General features: G+C 47.0%; 14 protein-coding genes. 7 read left to right on the forward strand and 7 right to left on the reverse strand.

From position 1 onward, the window contains the following. Nucleotides 1–179 precede the first annotated feature (179 nt). Nucleotides 180–632, forward strand: a complete 453-nt coding sequence (locus KO518_RS15490; RefSeq protein WP_216026690.1) for a (2Fe-2S)-binding protein — start codon at nucleotides 180–182, stop codon at nucleotides 630–632. Beyond that, nucleotides 629–2,887, forward strand: coding sequence for a xanthine dehydrogenase family protein molybdopterin-binding subunit (locus KO518_RS15495; protein WP_216026691.1), 2,259 nt, complete (start codon nucleotides 629–631; stop codon nucleotides 2,885–2,887). Before KO518_RS15490 ends, KO518_RS15495 begins: the two co-directional genes overlap by 4 nt. Nucleotides 2,888–2,889: 2 nt before the next feature. Here KO518_RS15495 and KO518_RS15500 read toward each other — a convergent pair whose 3' ends face one another. The 6 genes from KO518_RS15500 to KO518_RS15530 all read right to left on the reverse strand — a co-directional run bounded on the left by KO518_RS15500 (nucleotide 2,890) and on the right by KO518_RS15530 (nucleotide 13,049). Next, nucleotides 2,890–7,095: an EAL domain-containing protein gene (locus KO518_RS15500; protein WP_216026692.1), complete on the reverse strand. Its 4,206-nt coding sequence runs from the start codon at nucleotides 7,093–7,095 to the stop codon at nucleotides 2,890–2,892. A gap of 176 nt (nucleotides 7,096–7,271) precedes the next feature. Continuing rightward, nucleotides 7,272–8,558, reverse strand: coding sequence for a ribonuclease J (locus KO518_RS15505; RefSeq protein WP_216026693.1), 1,287 nt, complete (start codon nucleotides 8,556–8,558; stop codon nucleotides 7,272–7,274). A 240-nt stretch (nucleotides 8,559–8,798) separates the two neighbouring features. Further along, entirely contained in the window at nucleotides 8,799–10,964 is a 2,166-nt protein-coding gene (locus tag KO518_RS15510; protein ID WP_216026694.1) for a S46 family peptidase, read from the reverse strand. Nucleotides 10,965–11,356: 392 nt separating this feature from the next. Then, the gene (locus tag KO518_RS15520) at nucleotides 11,357–11,719 is read right to left on the reverse strand and encodes a DUF2750 domain-containing protein (RefSeq protein ID WP_216026696.1); all 363 of its coding nucleotides are present in this window, start codon (nucleotides 11,717–11,719) and stop codon (nucleotides 11,357–11,359) included. A 219-nt stretch (nucleotides 11,720–11,938) separates the two neighbouring features. Next, complete coding sequence (locus KO518_RS15525; RefSeq protein WP_216026697.1) at nucleotides 11,939–12,763, reverse strand: LysR family transcriptional regulator; 825 nt, start codon at nucleotides 12,761–12,763, stop codon at nucleotides 11,939–11,941. A 121-nt stretch (nucleotides 12,764–12,884) separates the two neighbouring features. Then, nucleotides 12,885–13,049: a hypothetical protein gene (locus tag KO518_RS15530; protein WP_216026698.1), complete on the reverse strand. Its 165-nt coding sequence runs from the start codon at nucleotides 13,047–13,049 to the stop codon at nucleotides 12,885–12,887. A 316-nt stretch (nucleotides 13,050–13,365) separates the two neighbouring features. Between KO518_RS15530 and maoP the strand changes: the two genes are divergently transcribed. Both maoP and KO518_RS15540 read left to right on the forward strand, forming a co-directional pair. Then, entirely contained in the window at nucleotides 13,366–13,722 is a 357-nt protein-coding gene (gene maoP, locus KO518_RS15535; RefSeq protein ID WP_216026699.1) for a DUF413 domain-containing protein, read from the forward strand. 163 nt (nucleotides 13,723–13,885) lie between these two features. Continuing rightward, nucleotides 13,886–14,620: a PRC-barrel domain containing protein gene (locus KO518_RS15540; RefSeq protein ID WP_216026700.1), complete on the forward strand. Its 735-nt coding sequence runs from the start codon at nucleotides 13,886–13,888 to the stop codon at nucleotides 14,618–14,620. A gap of 15 nt (nucleotides 14,621–14,635) precedes the next feature. Here the strand turns inward: KO518_RS15540 and KO518_RS15545 are convergent, their stop codons facing one another. Next, complete coding sequence (locus KO518_RS15545; RefSeq protein ID WP_216026701.1) at nucleotides 14,636–14,947, reverse strand: metalloregulator ArsR/SmtB family transcription factor; 312 nt, start codon at nucleotides 14,945–14,947, stop codon at nucleotides 14,636–14,638. Between the two features lie 304 nt (nucleotides 14,948–15,251). Here KO518_RS15545 and KO518_RS15550 point away from each other — a divergent pair, with 304 nt between their 5' ends. From KO518_RS15550 to KO518_RS15560, 3 genes are all read left to right on the forward strand, one after another. Further along, nucleotides 15,252–16,166, forward strand: coding sequence for a LysR family transcriptional regulator (locus KO518_RS15550; RefSeq protein WP_216026702.1), 915 nt, complete (start codon nucleotides 15,252–15,254; stop codon nucleotides 16,164–16,166). A 212-nt stretch (nucleotides 16,167–16,378) separates the two neighbouring features. Then, the gene (locus tag KO518_RS15555; protein WP_216026703.1) at nucleotides 16,379–18,247 is read left to right on the forward strand and encodes a bifunctional diguanylate cyclase/phosphodiesterase; all 1,869 of its coding nucleotides are present in this window, start codon (nucleotides 16,379–16,381) and stop codon (nucleotides 18,245–18,247) included. A gap of 130 nt (nucleotides 18,248–18,377) precedes the next feature. Next, entirely contained in the window at nucleotides 18,378–19,712 is a 1,335-nt protein-coding gene (locus KO518_RS15560) for a sigma-54 dependent transcriptional regulator (RefSeq protein ID WP_216026704.1), read from the forward strand. Nucleotides 19,713–19,721: the final 9 nt, after the last annotated feature.

The following is a 19,721-nucleotide window of genomic DNA, read 5'->3' on the forward strand; positions in this document are numbered from 1 at the left end:
TAAATGCATTTTATGTTTTTTGTCAGCAAAAAATACCCATTGGGAGCACGTAACGGTTCAACATCAGTGTTACATTTGTGCTACATTTAGCCAGTTTTATCACTTTTTCATCGCAGCACAGTTGATTACTGACGCAAAAGCTGGTTTCGTATGCGTAAAACAGACACAGGCAAAAAACAATGAAACTGACCGTTAACGGAACAACACGTGAGTTCAATGGCGACCCTCAAACGCCATTACTGTGGTTTATCAGAGACGAATTAAAAATGACCGGTACCAAATACGGGTGTGGCATGGCGTTATGCGGAGCATGCACAATACACGTCGACGGTGAAGCTGTTCGCTCTTGTCAATATCCCGTATCTGCCGCCGAGGGTAAACGTATTACCACCATTGAAGGTCTGGATGACAAGAATGAACATCCGCTGCAAATTGCATGGGCTGAAGAAAACGTTCCGCAGTGCGGTTATTGTCAAAGTGGTCAAATTATGCAGGCGGCATCGCTGCTGGCAAAAAACAAATCTCCGTCTGACACTGAAATCGAGCAAACCATGAGTGGAAATATTTGCCGTTGCGGCACTTATCCACGCATACGCAAAGCCATCAAACGAGCTGCAGAGGGTACAAAATGAAGCACATTCAGTCTACATCACGACGGGCGTTCCTCAAACGGACAGCTACCACCGCTGGACTAACGCTTTCGGTTGCCCTATTGCCCGGTCGACATGCCTTTGCAAACACGGACAACGTTCACAATGACGCGCCCTTCTCCCCTAGCGTTTTTGTTGCCTTACACACTGACGGTACACTGGAAGTAACGTGTCATCGCTCTGAAATGGGTCAACAAGTTCGAACATCAATCGCTCAAATCATTGCTGAAGAGATGGACGCCGACTGGCAACGGGTGGTTGTGAAACAAGGTACCGGTGACCCTCAGTACGGCGATCAGAATACCGACGGTTCACGAAGTATTCGCAGAAACATAGACCGCTTGCAACTGGCCGGGGCCACGGCAGCAGCACTGCTCAGAACCGCTGCAGCAAAAGGCTGGAACGTAAGTGCAGATAGTTGTGAATGTGAACAGCATACGGTTGTTCACAAGCCTTCGGGCAGGCGGATTGATTTTAAAGCACTGGTATCAGTGGCAGCAACCTTGCCCATGCCCGACGAATCAGACATCACACTAAAAGACAAAGCTCGCTACAAATTAGTCGGCAAGCCTGTCTCAAGTATCGATTTACCCGATGTCGTTAGCGGCAACACAGTATTTGGACAGGATGTACAGCTCGACAACATGCTGGTAGCTGTGATAGTTCGCCCTCCGGTCTTGTTTACCGAGGCCACAAAAGTGGATGATACCGCAGCCAAAGCCATAAAGGGCGTGAAAAAAATTATTTCCATGCCAGTGCCCACCGCGCCGCCCTTGTTTAAACCCTTGGGCGGCGTGGCAGTACTGGCAGAAAACACGTGGGCGGCTATGCAGGGAGCCAAAGCACTCGCGATCACCTGGTCACAGAATACTCACAACCAGTATCAGTTCGAAGATGAAAAGCAAGCGCTCATCCTTGCCGCCAAACAAGGTGGTGAAATTGTGCGCAAAAAAGGAGACGCTATTTCCGTCATTGACGGAGCCGAAAACGTTATTGAAGCCACATATTTCACACCGTTGCTGGCACAGGCACCTATGGAACCTCCTGCGGCAACGGCCTGGGTAGACAGTGATACAGTGCAAATATGGGCTTGTACACAGACTCCCCAATCGACCCGTAGCAATGTAGCTGCGGCCCTCGGTGTTGAAGAAGACAAGGTCACGGTTAATGTAACACTGCTCGGCGGGGGGTTTGGCAGAAAGTCTAAACCAGATTTTTCAGTGGAAGCGGCACTACTTTCGCAACAAGCTGGACAACCAGTAAAAGTGATTTGGCGACGCGAGGACGACATTCAACACGGCTATTATCACAGTGTAAACGCACAGCACATTCGAGCAGTCCAAGATACGGCGGGCAAGACAATCGCCTGGCATCACGGCACAGCTTTTCCATCAATTTCTACCACTTTTGCTAAGGACATCACTGCACCCAGCGCAGGTGAGTTGGATTTGGGCTTCACCGACAATCCGTATTCCATACCTAATATGTTGTTGGAAAAAGGGCGAGCAGTAAATCACGTCCGCATTGGTTGGTTGCGTAGCGTATGTAATATTTTTCACGCTTTCGCCATTCACAGTTTTGCAGACGAACTTGCTTATTACGCCAAAACAGACAGCAAAGATTACCTGCTCTCGTTAATTGGCCCCGCCAGGGTGATCGATCTCACAGCGGAAGATGCAAAATACGGTAATTACGGCGATCCTATTGATAAATACCCCATTGATACCGGCAGGCTTATCAATGTCATCGAAAAGGTGTGTGATATCGCTGGATGGGAGTCCCGCAAGCGCGAAAAGCGCTTTTTGGGCCTCGCGGCTCACCGCTCATTTTTGACTTATGTTGCCACGGTTGTTGAGGTTGAGGTTAAAGAAGATGGAAGTTGGTCAATTCCCAACGTATTCACCGCCATTGATGCAGGTACGATAGTTAATCCGGAACACGTTAAAGCGCAATGTGAAGGCGGTGCCATTTATGGGCTAAGCTGCGCTTTAGGAAAAATATCCGCCAAAGACGGCGCCATTGAACAAAGTAATTTCCACAATTATCAGGTTGCTCGCATGATGCACGCACCGAAGAAAATGACAGTGGAGATAATCGACAGTTCAGCGCCAGCAGCGGGCGTAGGGGAACCATCTACCCCGCCTTTCGCCCCAGCGCTCACAAACGCACTGTTTGCAGCCACGGGGGTGAGAATTAGGGAATTACCGGTTCCCAGTCAAGTGAAAAGAAACGCCTAACGTTAGGGCGCAGGCCAGGTAGTCTGCAGCAGAGCAGGCACCTGGCTGGCCGGTACAGGTCTTGAATAGAAATATCCCTGCTGATATACGCACCCTTTGTCCAGTAAGTAACTGGCTTGTTCGCCTGTTTCTACTCCCTCTGCCACGCATTGCATGTGCAAACTGACAGCCAAACTAATGGTTGTCAGCACTAAGGCATCTTTTTCATGGCCCGGCTGGATGTCATCAACAAAGCTCTTATCTATCTTTAACACGTGTAGCGGGAATTTCTTCAAATAACTCAAAGAAGAATAACCGGTGCCAAAATCGTCCAACGCCAATTTGAATCCAGCGTCAATGAATTGTTCAACCTGGCGCAAAGCACCATCCGTATCATCCATCAAAATGCTCTCGGTTAATTCAAAACGCAATGCCGAAGGCGGTAACCCAGCATTTTCCAGCAACGCCACTGTGCCAGCAATATCGAACTCTGTTTTAAAGTGAAGTGCGGACAGGTTAACAGACAAATAGCCATCGAACCCTTGGCTATACCATGTTTTGAGATCGTCTACCGCACGCCGCATGGCGTGACGGGTTACTTCAATGACATACCTCAATTCTTCTAAAATGGGAATAAACGCCGACGGATACAGCGGAGGATCGGCCAGGCTACAGCGCAGCAGCAATTCTACCCCAACAGTCTTATTGGTTTTTGCGTTTACAATAGGTTGATAGTGGTTAAAAAACCGGCTTTCCTGATAGGCCAGCTTCACACGGTTTTCCAACATCAGCCTCTCGCGAACCCTGTCGTTCATGTCCTGGGTGTAATAACTGAAACCATGCACTGTATTTTTCTTCGCCGTATACATTGCCACATCAGATTGTTTCAACAGCTCAGAGGGCTCAACGCCATTGTCAGGATAAAATGATATCCCAATGCTCGCTGACACTCTGACAACATCCTCTCCAAGAGAAATAGGTGTTTCCAATGACTGAATGAGCGAAGTAACAAGCTCACCCACCTGCTCTTTTGAAGTCACATCCTCCATCACAATGACGAATTCGTCGCCGCCCAGCCGGGATACAGTATCGTTGTCAGAAGCTATATTTAACATGCGGTTGGCGATTATTCGCAGAAGCTTATCGCCATAGTCGTGACCCAGTGAATCATTAATACCTTTAAACCGGTCGAGATCAACAAACAACACGGCAACTAAATTGTCTCCGGCCGTTTCTATAGCCAGTTCAAGACGTTCCAACAACAAATTGCGGTTGACCAAACCAGTTAATGCATCGTAATTTGCCACTTTAATTAACTTTCGCTCGGCGTTTTTCTGTTCGGTAATATCCGACATCACTAACAGGTAGTGGTCCGGTTCAGCGTCAGAATCTGTAGCGCCGGTTGCTGATACTTCAAGGAGTACATCAAATTGCTGCCCGTCGCCTCCTCGCAGCTTCTCCTCACTTTTCCAAAACTCTCCAGATCGCAGCGAGACCAGCTTATCTTTCAGCGTTTTCCCTAGTACGGGTGCGTTTTCGAACAAGCGATTAAGTTGTTTGTCCAAGGGACGTCTGCGGTCTAACCCAAAAGCGGCGCAGCAAGCGGGATTAGCGGCAACAGGGACAAGGGTCTTATCGAAAATCATTACCCAATCCCGGGTGTGTTGAAAGGCGTCTCCAAATAGCCGTACCTGATGTTGTGCCTGGTGCAGACGCTTGAGCTGCCGCTGCCTGTGATACAAATACGCGCCAATGAGGATAAGACACAAAAAGACATAAACTGAGTAGGCCAGAGGCGATTGCAGAGGCGGATAAGGAATGGTGAAAGAAAGCGTTGCGGGCAAAAGTACACTGTCTGTGGTTTGCTTCAGTGGGAGCACCTCAAAGTGATACTCGCCAGGCGATAAGAAAGCGAAGGTTACGCTACCGTTTTTCGTCACCGATTCACTGACTAACGCGCTCCCCCTGATAAGCTTATACTTAAAAATACTATCAATACGATAACTCGAAGACAGTGCCGCAAACTGAATCGTAATGCCATAATCATCATGCCGAAGCCTGATGTGTTCGCCACTTAGGTTACGCATGGGTTTATCCAGCGAGCGGGAATCAAGTAATATCCCACTAATCGCCATTTCCGATACATTCTTTGCGCGCTTTTTAGTTTCTTCTTTTAACGTTGTCGGATCAAAAATCATCAGACCCGTAGTGGAACCAAATGCTATTCGACCATCAGTTAACTGCAATGCAGCACCATCATTGAACTCGGAAACTTTGATATCCTGGCCAGCATAGTAGTTTTTTATCTCAGTATTTAACGATGAATAGTAGGAGAAATAACCATGTGAGCTATACCACACACCGCCTTCCTCATCGCGAATAACGTTATACACCACATTACTTCTCAATGTGTTCCTGTCGGTTAAATGTTGCTTAGGCGAAAACGTTTTTGCGTCCAAAGCCATTAAACCGTTGCTGGGAAAGCCAAGCCACAAGGTATCTGTCATATCAGCCGTCACACTGGTCACTGAACGCTGAAAATTGCGCTGAATTTCTGAGTACTTAAAAACAGTCCGTACCGAGAAGTCATCGGTATTCACCAGCAGCAAACCGTTGCGTAAGGCCAGAAATATTTCATTGGGATATCGGGCAATGCTTTTGATAAATCCCGATGCAAATTGTGCGCTGTACCCGAGTTCCGCCAGTGGAATGACTTCCAGTAAATCCTGTCGGTAATCGTAGCGGTAAAAATCATCAGCAATAAAATACACCCGCCCCTGACTGTCTGTGGCACTCCCGTAGTTCCAGTCTGAAAACACTTTTTCGGCTAGCGTCGTACTGGCGGGTAAAGGTGTAAATTCACCCGATGTCGTATTAAATAACCGCAAGCCCTCATAAGACTCTACAATTAAGTGTCGCTCATCAGCAGGATGAATAGCGTGAACGGATGATACACCTGATTCAGACCCGGCAGGCATATCCCCGCCCCAATGTATACCCTGTTCACGGATGAGATCGTAACGCGTTAATCCCGCGTTGGTACCCACCCAAAGCGTGTCAGGTGAAGACTGATACAAAGACAGCACCACATTGTTTGCCAGCGGCTTTACGGCCTCCCCTTTCTGATTTTGAATGGTGACAACTCCCAATGGTTGAGCATACCAATACAAAACACCTCCGGCCTCGCTTCCCAACCACAAATTTCCCGACATATCCGGAAGAATGGTGCGGATACTCTTGTCAGCCAACTCCATCGTTTCCAGAATAGGGTACAGCATATGTTCAGTTTTAATGCGACCTTGTTCACGGGTAATGCAAAACAACCCCTGGTCTGTCCCGGCCCAATAGTGGTTGTTTTTCCCTGTGCGAATGGTCCACACGTTCCGATCGGCAAGAATACGCTCACTGCGATAGCTAATAGCTGTTGTTTCGGAAAGTGGTTGATCAAAGGTGATGAGATATAGCCCACCCACTGTGCCCACCAGCAACTGATTTGAGGACAGCAAATGCAGCACTTTGGCGTTGCCGTTAAGTTTGTTTTTTTTGTCGCCGGCCAGGTAATCAAGTGTTAATGGGGCTGCGTTGTTATCGTTGAGCGGACGCAGAAAGACATCAGAAGACGTAGCGATTATCAGGTGCTCGCCTACCGGCAGTATGTCGCGAACAATCTGGTTGTCCTCCAGAAGCTCTTCATCAAGCGTATAAAGGGTTTCAACGCTGCCGGTTTTACCCTTTACTCGAAGGATCTTCTGCTCAAGCGCAATTAAAATATCACCGTCAGGTAACTCCGAAAAAGCATCTCCGGATTGGATCCATTCTGGTTGGTCTTTGTAGCGTTCCCTGGCAATTAACTGAAACTGGTTATTATTGAGATCAAAGCGGTAGATACCCTCGTTATACGTTGATATCCACAGGCCGTTGTCACTGTCAACGAAGAGTTTCGTCACCGTATTGTTGACAAAGACATTGTCAGGACCGCTGACCGTAACAAAGCGATAACCGTCGAAACGACTCAGCCCGCCTTCTGTGGCTATCCAGATAAATCCATCCCGATCTCTCACAATATCTCTGACATTTTCCTGGGCTAACCCGTCAGAGCTATCGAGCTTTAAGAAGGAGGGATGCGAAATAATAGGTTCTCCCAGTACTGGGAAATACACAGCAAAGCTCAGAAAAATTGTGGAAAAAAAGCCATAAAAACGCCACGGTACTACTGATTTTACACGCATGTTATATCTGTTTATTACTTCACTTTACCGGCGTAGCCGCCACAGTCGTTCACACAAAGGCACCATAAAGTTCCATTTTTTCTGGAGGATGCCCGCCTTTTGACGAAAGATAAACACGAAACCTGTGTTACATGAACCATAGCACAATATTCAGAAAAGGAAGAATGCTGCTTGGGTTAACGCTCAATGGCAATCCGTCCAACCCTGACTTTCTTCCGGTGAATACCTGACTGGGGCGCTAACTTGTATAAATCACCATTGCGCCCAGAATAAGTTTTCCTCACACCGCTGCTTTTTGCAATCTGACAATGGGCATCAAGATGCGCTGGCTCGCCGTGAACAGGGATGGCTATTTGAGGCTTAACCCAATGATACATCAGCTTCAGTTCTTCTTCGCACGGATGTCCGCTGGCATGAATAGGTAGTGGGCTCTCTTCACTCAGTAAGGTATTTACCCCCATGGCGTGAAAACCCTTGAGTAAACGCAAGACGCCGGCTTCGTTCCCGGGAATAACAATACTGGAAAAAATGACATGATCGCCTTTTTCAAGCGAAAGTGCGCGGTGGTCATCTCTCGCCAGCCGAGCCAGTGCAGCACGGTTTTCTCCCTGACTGCCAGTTGCCACCAGTAACACTTCTTCCGGAGGCAAATAGCCGAGGTGGGTGGCGTCAACTAACTCCAGCTCTTCTGGCCAATAACCAAGTTGTTTGGCAATACCTACCATATTAAGCAATGATCTGCCCAAAACCCCCATGTACCTATTCGTCTGCTTTGCCACCCTCGCCAGGCTAATGAGCCGAGCAATATTACTGGCAAAACAGCCGACTACAACCCGACCTTTCAACGGTTTTATCGTAGCTAGCAAACCGTCGTAACAAGTGCGCTCAGATACCGACATGCCAGGTTTCAATGCATTGGTAGAATCACCCACCAACGCCAACACATCCTGTTCGCCCAGTTGTTGATACAACCTGTGCTTAAACGGTGCACCAGAAATAGGTTGAGAATCGATTTTCCAGTCAGCGGTATGCAGTACATCCCCCACCTGGGTGCAGATCTGCAGAGCAAAAGGCTCGGGAATGGAATGGGTTATTTGCAGCCACTTAACTGTAAATGGACCAAGCTGAGTGAGTGATCCAGGATCTATTTCGTAAAGGGGAATTTTGCCCAGCATATTGACCTCAGCGAGTTTCCGTCTCAACACCGCAGCGGTAAAAGCCGTAGCGTAAACAGGGCATCTGAAACGCTGCCACAAAAAGGGAACTGCACCCACGTGATCCTCATGGGCATGGGTTATCACTAACCCGGTTAATCGGTTTGACTGCGAAGCGATAAAAGTCGGGTCTGGTGCCACCATGTCAAAGGTAGGTCCTTCATCATGGTGATTGAGCGGCTCGTTAAACGATACACCACAATCGACCATTAGCCAATGGCCGTTGTGACCATATAAATTCAGATTCATGCCTATTTCACCAGTTCCGCCCAAGGGAAGAAACCATAGATCTTTTGGACCAGGAACGAGTTCGCTAATAATAATCTCCTGTTATCTCGTTAGTTTGCAAATGAGGATAATGGACTAATATTAACGGCCTGAACAGCCTGTATGACACAATTAAGTACATAGTATTACGTACTGTTAAAAGGGAAATGCGATCACACAATGCCCGGGCGGTATTGTTACCGACCGGGCATTGCAAAGCGGTTATTTGACGATGGTCATTTCTTCTATCAGATTTGTCGCACCATCCACGTATTCCATCACCCACAGCATATAGCGGGTATCGACGTGAATTGTTCGGGTGGTCTTAGGATCAAAATCCCAATCCGAATTTACACTTTCAAAGGTACCATCGAACAGCAGCCCCACGAGTTCTGCTTTCGCATTTAAGGTCGCCGAACCAGAATTACCGCCAGTAGAATCCAGATCAGTGAGGAAGTTCACCGGCACACTTCCAAGGCTATCTAACCTGTACGGGCCGTATTGCTTGTCTTTGATCAATCTCAACTGCTTTTCAGGGGAATCAAAGGGTGATTCCCCTGTGTCTTTTTCAACAATACCTTCTAAACGGGTAAAGGGCTTATAAATAATGCCATCCTTAGGCTCTCCCCCCATAACGGTTCCGTATGTCACCCGCAACGTACTGTTTGCATCGGGATAAGCCAGCCCACCCTGTGATTTTTGCCAGGCAATAATGGCCTTCATGTACTGAGGTTTAAGCGCAACGGCTTGCCCCAGCAACGCTTTACTTTCGTCTTCAATCTCCATTTCTGTGTCAAACAATGCCACTGCCAAGCGAATAAATGGGTCTTGACTATTTTCGAAATCTTCCCGCTTTGCATTTAGCCAATTTAGACGTGTATCGGCTTGTGTGAGCATTGTCTGGGCATAAAACGCCGTTAACTTTTGTTTTAACTGGGCACTATCAGTGTTGTCAGTCAAGCCCAATGCTTCGTCAAAGGCTGCCACTCTGTTTGCGACTGGCTGCGCCAAATAGAGGCTTATCATTTTATGCCAAACTGCCTGGTCGACCGTTGGATCAAAGCGGCGCTCAATACGTTCAACCGCTTCCCTGATACGAGACTGGTCCCGTTCCTGGAAACCAGACTCTCGCTCTGCATCGGGTTTTTCCCGCTCAATAGCATTGCGGTACAAGCGCTGCGCCAATGACAACAACTGCGCTCGGGACAAGTTGTTATACCAGAAGTTTTGTTTATTCATACGAATTTGCGCTTCTGTTACCTCGTCAAGGCGATCAAGTGCCAGCATCAAATCAATTTTGTCGTTTTGTTCAAGCCAAGCTGCCAGTGCAGCTTCTCGCTCTGCCCGTCTTGTCACAAGGCCAACCCGCTTCGCGCCAGACAACTGACCTAGTGTGTTCTTGTGAAAGTTATTCAAACCAGCCAAGAGATCCTCGTATTTAATTCTCACATCACTACCGTGTTCTGAGGCACCTTCTATGGTCTTGATCCAGGCATCAACTAAATCGAGATAGGTGGGATAAAGCCAGTCGAAGGTATACGATACCTGAGCTAATCTTGCGTATCGATTGGTAGACCCGGGATAACCAGCGGCCATAACGAAGTCGCCGTCATCCAGCCCCGCAGCAGACACCTTTAGGAAGTGCTTCGGCCTGTATGGTACATTGTCTTCACTGTAGTCAGCAGGCTTCCCATCTTTGCCCACGTACGCGCGATAGAATGAGAAGTCGCCGGTATGCCGTGGCCACATCCAGTTATCTATATCGCCGCCATATTTGCCCACCGCATCAGCCGGCGCATAGGCAATACGCACATCGCGAATTTCCATTTGCTTAATGAGTTTGTACTCCAACCCTTGGAAAAAAGATGGCACAGAGCAACGATAACCCGGCTGAGCTTCACATTCAGCAATCACCGCTTTACGGTTTGCTTCAATTAAATCGTAACGCTCGCGGCCCTGAATACTGTTATCAATATTACCCGTGATTTGCGCCGTGACATCGGCAAACCCCACAGTGACAAACATCTTCGTTCCCGGCGCCGCAGGCAACTCTTCCTGTTTCTTGCGCGCGAGAAATCCCTCTTTCAAATAATTGTGTTCAGGCGTGCTGTTATATTGAACCGACCCTCTTGCACAATGGTGATTGGTAACGGCAAGCCCTTGTTGGGAAACAAAAGACGCAGAGCACCCTCCCAAAGACACAATGGCCCCCATGGGAAACGCAGTAAGATCATTAATTGAGCTGGCTGAAATTTTCAGCCCGGTTTTCTTTAGATCCCCGGCAATAAGGGGCAGTTGTTCAGGGGTGAACATGCCTTCTTTTGCACTGGCACCAAAAGTACTGCCAAGCAATGCCGCCGAAACACACAAAACGCGAAATGTAGACATCGATATTCCTTTTTAATTCATTATTTTCCACTGGACCCACTCGTTAATGTTGTGTCGTTAGGAACGACCCATAATCACTTCACCGTGATATGGGCAGGGAACAGTGTAATCCCAGTGTATCGTTAAAATAGCCGATGATCTAAGGGAACGAATATCGATTAGAAATAAGAATTGTTAAAAAATGTAAGAATTAGCCCGGCGCATGGAGCCGGACGTTTAACACGTCATTGAGTTCCGCCCATCCCGCATCGTCAAGCAAGGCGGTCCGAAGGAAGCTTACCTGGGCAAAGAGATCTTGCATCGTGAGTTGCGACGTTAACATTTGGCGGTCTCCGGCTGAATTGTTACGCGCTATGCCCACTGACAATTAACGACACAGACAGTGAGTCAGATCACTTCCTGGCGAGTATTTTCTCAGCCAGTACATCCGGCTCGACCACTTCACCTTCTTCCCCTGGCACCGGACAAACCATCACCGCTAATCCGTCTTTGAGTAGTCCTGGCGTCCACTTGTGCATCCAATCATCAAGCGTGATCCCCATTGTCTGACAGTGAGACCAATCTTCCGTTGCCCACAATGCCGCTAGTGACTTTTCCGGCCATATTGGCACACCATCTTCATCATCAGATGTCAGCATAACACACCCGTCTTCATCCTTGAGGATCCAAACCTGATCATTCTCGACGATTATACTAATGGTTTCTTGCATTCGCTTGTCTGCATTTGCTTGTAAAAGAGAGTGTAATGCTGTCATGACAGTTCCTTAAGGCATGGTCAGTGAGGGCCGACACTGTACCGACCCGGACTACGTGTTTTTAAATACGTTGATGTCGTTCGAACAGTATATTGGGGCAGAGTTTATTGAGGCAAGCTATTGGCAATAAAATTGATTTACAAATCATTCTCCGTCCCCGTGCTTACCCCATCAACCCCTTTATTTCGCTTCGCCGTATGATATTACACATCACTGCCGCTAAGCAGTCAGCAACGCTATCAGTGGCGGTAACCCCGGGCGTTTTACTGATTTCATGGTGTTTAAATACACCGTGGTTGAAAACCCATTCCACCTTTCCAGTTTGCGCAAGCCAGCAGCCGGCAACAAGCGCTCAGCCATAGATTCAGGCAGTATGGCGAAGCCACCTTCTTCCAACAAACTGTTCGCGGCCAAACGCAGAGAATTTGTTCTCAGCCTTGCATCCCGTAACCCACTAAACTCTTTGTGCAGGAACTCCCTGACTTTCAATCCCCACTCAATGGAAACAAAAGTGGTGGGGTCAGGACTTTCCAAATCCGTGTCAAAAGCGTACAGGGCAAGGGGAATATGCAGCAGTTTGACGGTATTAATTTCCTCCGATTTAAGAGGTTCAGAAGAAAGCGCGATATCAATAGTTCGCTCGTGTAACTGCCGTGACAAGCTATCCAGAGTCAGCACTTCCGCTTTCACTGACCAATCGGGATATGCTGTGTGAATTTTTCCCAACAGGCTGGTAAACCCAAGTTCACTGGCTAATTGCGTGGCAGCACAGACGACAAATTCCGCCGATTGCAACTGCAACTCCCTTTTAGCGTCCTGTAACGTGTCAGTGAGCTGATGGGCAAACGGCAACAACTTTTCGCCTGCCGGTGTAAGTTGAATACTATTGCGATGGCGAATGAACAAAGTTGTCTGAAAGTACTCTTCCAATAACTTAATTCTAGCGCTTACGGCAGATTGGGTTAAATAGAGATTTTCAGCCGCTTTGCCGAAATGTCGGGTTTTAACTACTTCTAGGAAGGTGGAGAGAAAGCGTATGTCCATGCTGGCAAAATTAGTGAGAAGTCACTTGAATACGTTCTCACAGCTTTGCATGGATGTAAAACAAAAAATACTTACAACGCACTGTGAAACAGTGCGCTGAACAAAACTATATCTGATGTAATCAGTAAGTTTCCTGGTGAAGTCTTCGCTGCTTTTCGCGTCGCTGCACGTCGCGCTTTTGCTTGGACTTTACCTGATGACGACGATCTTGGCCTTTTCTGCCGTGATTATCACCCTCTTCTACCGAATCCCATTCTTCACGGTGGTAACGATAGTCTTTACTCATTGTCTTCTCGTAATTAGTGCAAAAAATACAACACCTTTATTATCAACCGGCTGCAAAAAATGGAAAACAAAAAAATATTGTTGTCACGACAAAAAATGAAAGTGATTAAATTTCAACCAAAAAAGGCTCGTATAGCTTTTTCAGAAGATTATAAAATTCCATTATTTAACAATGAATTAAAATTAAATCCAGCATGGTTTTCCGCGCTCTTTCTGTTGTGCAAATATTTTTATCCTCACCGAAAAAAAAATTTGTTTCACTGGTTAACTATATTTCGATAAAAGTCGATGTGTTCCGAACACAACGAGATACAGCCATGCAGTCTTATAATATTCGTTTATCTGACAAACCGTTTATCGACCGCGTCAAATTTCCATATGGTTTTAGAAAAGCCGGAGATTTCAGTATTGCAGAAGCCGATTTACTAACCAAATACGGGAAGACATTACTCAACCTTGAATCGGGTACCGACTCACCTCAAAGCAGTGACGAGCAGCATTTCGTCGAATTCGTAGCCGGTAAAGTGCCCGCCAGCAATAGCTTGGAAAAAGTGTGGCAGAAATACGTACATCTGGCGCGGGGGAAACGGCATTTTTATACATTACACAGTACAGCAAGCAACCAATCAGATTTTGATGAAGATTACACAGACGAAAGTTTTGACGTGGCGTAAATAAGCTGTTTCCAAATCACTGTCGTCCGTTTGCCCCATGGGCGAACAGTGAAGTTAAGCGCCTCAAAACAGGAATTCATCGAAAAAGTCAGGGACAATGTGATCTTAGAGTCCCTGATTAACGAAATGAGTATCACATGTTACGCGAAAAGAGGGCTTGCAAATGATTTCTCTGAAACACCTCACAGATTTCGGCATCCATGCTACGGATGGTGATATAGGTCGTTGTAAAGATATACTGTTTGACGACCAGGATTTTGTCACCCGTTACTTCGTGGCCGATACCCACCGCTGGCTTCCCTTGGGCCGCAAAGTTGTTATCTCGCCAATCGCGCTACAGAGTATTAATCGCGATGATTCATCCTTGGTGGTCAACATGAGTAAGCAGGCGCTAAAAGACAGTCCATCCATCGACGAACACAAGCCCGTGTCAAGAGAATACGAAGAAACCTTGTTTAAGTATTTTGGTTACGGCTACTACTGGGTCGGTCCTGGTGCGTGGGGCGATTTTTCTCACCCCACTGAACTGGTTGACCAACAACACATTAAGGACGACATTGAGGCCAGTAAAAGTCAACCAGTGAATCACCTGCGCTCCTGTGACGAAATTCTCGGCTACGATATTTCGGCTGGGGGAGATAACACTGGGCACGTGTACGACTTTATTGTTGATACCAAAAACTGGTCAGTTAAACTCATTATTATCGATACCCGAAACTGGTTGCCGGGGGGGAAAAAAGTAGCGATAACGCCAGATATGATTAGTGACATCGACTGGTCGTCTCACAAAGTGCATACGCATTTGCAGCACAACGAACTTCTCGCTCTACCCGAAATTGACGACAACAAACTCGATGACAGCCACTATTTGAGTTCACTTTTTGACAACAACAAATGAACCGTGATCAGCGAATCACGAATCCCTGCAGAAAAAGCTGTGTAACAGTGCAATGGTTTTTTCCACTCGGGAATCGGCCAGGCGGTAATAAATAACCTGGCCCGCTCTTCTCGTTGCAACCAAGTTAGCCTCACGCAATAATGCCAAGTGTTGGGACAGCACCGGTTGGGTCACAGGTATAAGGGTGAGTAAGTCGGATACAGATAACTCGTTATCCAACAAGGAACACAACACCATTAGTCGTGTTTTATTTGCTAACTGTTTAAGGTAGTTTTCCGCGTCGGAAGCGTGCTCCAGCATCGCCTTCATATTGAGTTCGCTTGTCATTGTAAAAATTAAATGTCCATTAAACGCCACATTAAATGATAACCATTCTCATATATCAAGGATTTTTACCATGCTGTTTTGTAAGAATATATTACACAGTTGACGAATCCATGAATGCTCCGCAGTGGAATAATGTATCAATAAAATAGCTTGTTGTTTAACAGCCTAGCCGATTTTTCCGCATCTCGTCACAAAATTTACGGTTTGTCCTGCAGTAACAATTTTTTATCCATTTTACATTTCGTCTTACCGAAGATACAGGTAGTATCGGAATACCTTGCAGACTCACACCCAAGAACACGTTATGTTAAAAGCAACGTTAGAACAATGGCGTATGTTCAGAGCAGTCGTGGAAGCCGGTGGATTTAACCAGGCCGCACAAATCGTTCACAAGAGCCAGTCGAGCGTGCATCACGCCGTGATGAAACTTGAAAATGCGCTTGGCATCGTGCTTTTCGAAAACGATGGAAGAAAAGTAAAACTCACAGAAGCCGGTGAACTAATGCTTCGTCGAGCTAATTTCTTATTGGAAGAGGCAAAAAAACTGGAAGCCGTGGCAACGAGTTTGCAACATGGTACCGAAACACAATTGCGCATCGCTGTGGATATTATTTTTCCCCCACCCCTTTTGTATAATGTGCTCAACAAGGTCTCACAAGCGTTTCCTCTGTTACGGATAGAGTTAATGGAAACCGTACTTACGGGCGCGAATTCCCTGCTCAAATCTGCACAAGTAGACATAGCCATTTCGCCGTTCACCTTAAAACACGGCTTTAGTGAAGATCTCTGTGAAATTGAGTTCGTGGCAGTAGCGCACCCCGACCATCCCTTACACCAGTTAGAACGGGAAATCAGCACTGAAGACTTAAAATCCCACCGCCAAATTGTAATTCGTGATTCCTCTACTGACCGAAAGGGAGAAGCGGGCTGGCTCGGCGCGGAACAGCGGTGGACTGTTAGCCATGTGCGTACCTCAATAGATATGATCTGTCAGGGCCTTGGCTTTGCGTGGCTTCCCCTTGCCATTATCAAACCTCAGTTAAATCAGGGGCTTTTAAAGCCGCTTCGATTAAACAACAATAGCTTGCGAAAAAGTATTCTGTACCTGTGCTTTGAAGATGGTGACAGGCTCGGACCCGCAGCAAGAACATTTATTGGTGAACTCAGATACCAAACCATGACAATGCCTAAAGCCGATGGAATACTCACCCACGACTAAATCGGGTGTTGAATTAAATACCTGAACAGCAATTTCTTGCCTGAAGAAAAGTATCAGGGTATAACATGGTTAGTCCCGAGAAGAATAACAATAAAGGAGGGGCCCGGTTTTGACTTACACTTGTCTGGATACCCAAGTCACATTTGCAGCAACGCCAGAAAAGGTAACCGTCCCGACTCTGCAGTTTGTATGGCTGAGTACGGTGGAATACCATGGCAGATAAAATCTCCATATCCCAAAGTAAAAGCAATCTCAAAGTTCGGCTTTTGGTTGGTACCATTACCCTATCCTTTATCATTATTTGCCTGTTAAGCGCAATTGGCCACACCATAGTGATGGACATAGAACGCCAATTTGAAAAAGACAGCTTCACCCAGCAATGGCAACATATTGTCCGTTATGAGCAAGCCAATAATGACATGGCATCTGGGGAATTCCCGTTCATCCACGCCCCGGATCTCTCACTGGCATTTTATGCGCGGGAAACCTTGTACAATCGCGATAACCTGGACACCTCGCCATTCTGGCAAGCCATGTCGCGCGATGAGGTCAATCATTTTGTCACCTTAGGCGGGAATACCTATTTCATTCAAATCACGTCGTCCCCCCACAGAACCGAGCCCCTAACGCTCATATGGAAAGCAAAAAACGACACTGTATTAACCGCGGCGGCCATCAACAAACTCTCCCTTGCTGCCTTCATTACATTTTGGCTGGCTGTAGGCGCTGCACTGCTTATTTCGTCATTTGTAATGCGGCGTTTTGCCCAGGCCAACAAGATGCTGGAGAAACTTGCGTTACAAGACTCACTCACCAAACTTGCCAACCGAAATGCACTGTTTAATCTCAAGTTTCCTGCTGCGAATACCGGCGCGCTTTTCTTCCTAGACCTAGACCGATTTAGAGACATCAATGACGCCCTAGGGCACGAAATGGCCGACCGAACCTTGTTCGCTTTTGCTCAGCGCCTAAGGGTGTTAGCCGGTGAGACAGCCCGGGTATTTCGTTTCCGCAGCGACGAATTTGTTATTTGGCAGCCAGATACAGCTCATACAGATATTCAATCACGTGCTTTCAATTTGTTGTACGATTGCAGAGAGCCGTTAAATGTGGGCAATACTTCACTGGAAGTGAGTTGCAGTATTGGCGTTGCTTGTCTGCCCGACCACGGCCACAACATGGACATGTTATTGAGAAACGCCGAAATTGCCATGCACAGAGCAAAAAAGCTACGCCTTGGTGTACAGATATATAACGACCAACTGGCATACAACAGCACGATGAAAGTAACCCTGCGGAGTCAATTGCGTTCCGCCTTACACAATAGGGAATTTGTGCTTTTTTACCAACCCAAAAAAGACATTTCATCGGGCAGGTTGGCCGGCGCGGAAGCGATTGTTCGCTGGCAACACCCGGATGAAGGCCTTTTGTTCCCAGCGCTATTTATTGACTTAGTGGAGCAAAGTGGCATCGTCCACGCTTTTACCCGATACACAGTGGAGCAAGCGGTCGCGCAAATAAAAATCTGGTATGAGCAAGGGTTTTCCTTACCCGTTTCGGTAAACCTATCGGCTTATAATCTTATGGATAACGCATTTATACCTTTCGTTAAAACGTGTTTGGACAACGCAAAAATCCCCCCTTCCCTGCTTGAATTTGAACTGACGGAAAGCGCCACAATGGTAGATATTGCCGTTACCAAAAAGGTATTAACTGCCTTTAAAGAAATGGGGATCAAAACATCTATCGATGACTTCGGCACGGGCATGAGCTCCTTCGCATATTTGCGTGAACTGGATATCCAAACCGTTAAGATTGATCAGTCTTTCATTCGTCACATGGAGCGAAACAATCGCAACACCAAAATTGTGGAAGGCATTGTTTCCCTGTGTCGCAATCTGGCCATAGATGTAGTTGCAGAAGGTGTGGAAACCGAACAACAAGCCGAACTTCTCAAGAAACTCGATTGCCATATTGCTCAGGGATACCTTTTTGGCCGACCTGTACCGGCGGACAAGATCACAGCATTAATGGCTGGCAATACAAATTCACTGCACGTCCCGTATTTTCAAACGAATTAAAATTCCGTTCCGGTCTGTTGGCATTAGTGCACACATTTATTTTAAGCGTTATTACAATAAGGTGATCCTAAGTCTCTGATGACTTGTACTACGTACATTGGAACAAAAGCACCATAATGAGGAACTGATAGTGTTAACGGTTTTATTGGTAGATGATGACCCGGAATTTACAGAAGTCGCCTGTACAATTATTGAATTTCTTGGTCATGAAGTATTAACCGCGGCAGATTTATCTGAAGCCAGGGATTGGTTAACTAAGGAATCTTTTGATCACATTCTACTCGACTTCATGTTGCCGGATGGCAGTGGTGTGCATCTTTTTGAGGAGCTGGACGCGCTGGCCAAACGCCCCAAAGTAACACTCATCACCGGACATCCCTCAGTCCGGGGTATCATAAAAGGCCTGTGCGGTCCCAACATTGATTACCTTGTAAAGCCCATCCAACGAGAAGACATTGAAGCCACCTTATCTGGCAAAAAAGCCCCCGCGGCAGAAAAAACTAAAGGGGTGAAAAAATATTTTGGGCACCTCATTGGCGAATCAGCCCCCATGCGGGAACTCTACAAACTGATTGAACGGGTGAGCCGCACCAGTGCTAACGTAATGTTGTTGGGTGAAAGCGGCGCAGGTAAGGAAGTAGTAGCAGCAGCCATACATGAAGCTTCAGAAAGTGAAGGGCCGTACATAGCAACCAACTGTGGTGCCTTCTCAAAAGAACTTATTGGCAGTGAACTTTTTGGCCACGAAAAAGGCGCATTCACCGGCGCGGTAGGGAAAAAAGAAGGGGTTTTTGAACAAGCTGAAGGCGGCACCCTTTTTCTCGACGAAATTACCGAAATGCCCATTGATATGCAGCCCAACTTGCTTCGGGTACTGGAAAATAAGGTCGTTATTCGCGTCGGAGGAACAAAAACGATTCCCGTGAACTGCCGTGTAGTGTCCGCGACTAACCGTCGTATGGAAGAAATAGCGCAGAGCAAAGTACTCCGGGAAGACATTTACTTTAGATTGGCTGTGTTTCCTATCACTATACCGCCCTTGCGCAACCGCAAGGAGGACATTCCGCTGTTGGCCACCCACTTTATTGACGAATTTAACCGTGACAACGATACCCGATTTACCTGGGAAAGCAGCCAACTCGATACGTTAACCGCATACGACTGGCCGGGCAATGTCAGAGAGTTACGCCACTTTGTACACCGTGCTGCCATTATGAGCGATCCGGACAAACCCGCGATTGAACTACCGAAAACCATCGAATCCCCCTTCGCGCAGAAGCAATCGACTACTCCGGCACTCGAAGCCGGCCGTACCATTGAAGACGTCGAGAAAGAACTGATTTATGCAACCTTGGAAAAAGTAAATGGCAACAAAACACTAGCGGCTGACATGTTGGGAATTAGCACCAAAACCCTCTACAACCGTTTACATGCCTATGGCGATTTGAGTAAAGACGATGCGTAATAACAGCGG

The organism is Aestuariibacter sp. A3R04, assembly GCF_018860805.1.
Classification (GTDB): domain Bacteria; phylum Pseudomonadota; class Gammaproteobacteria; order Enterobacterales; family Alteromonadaceae; genus Alteromonas.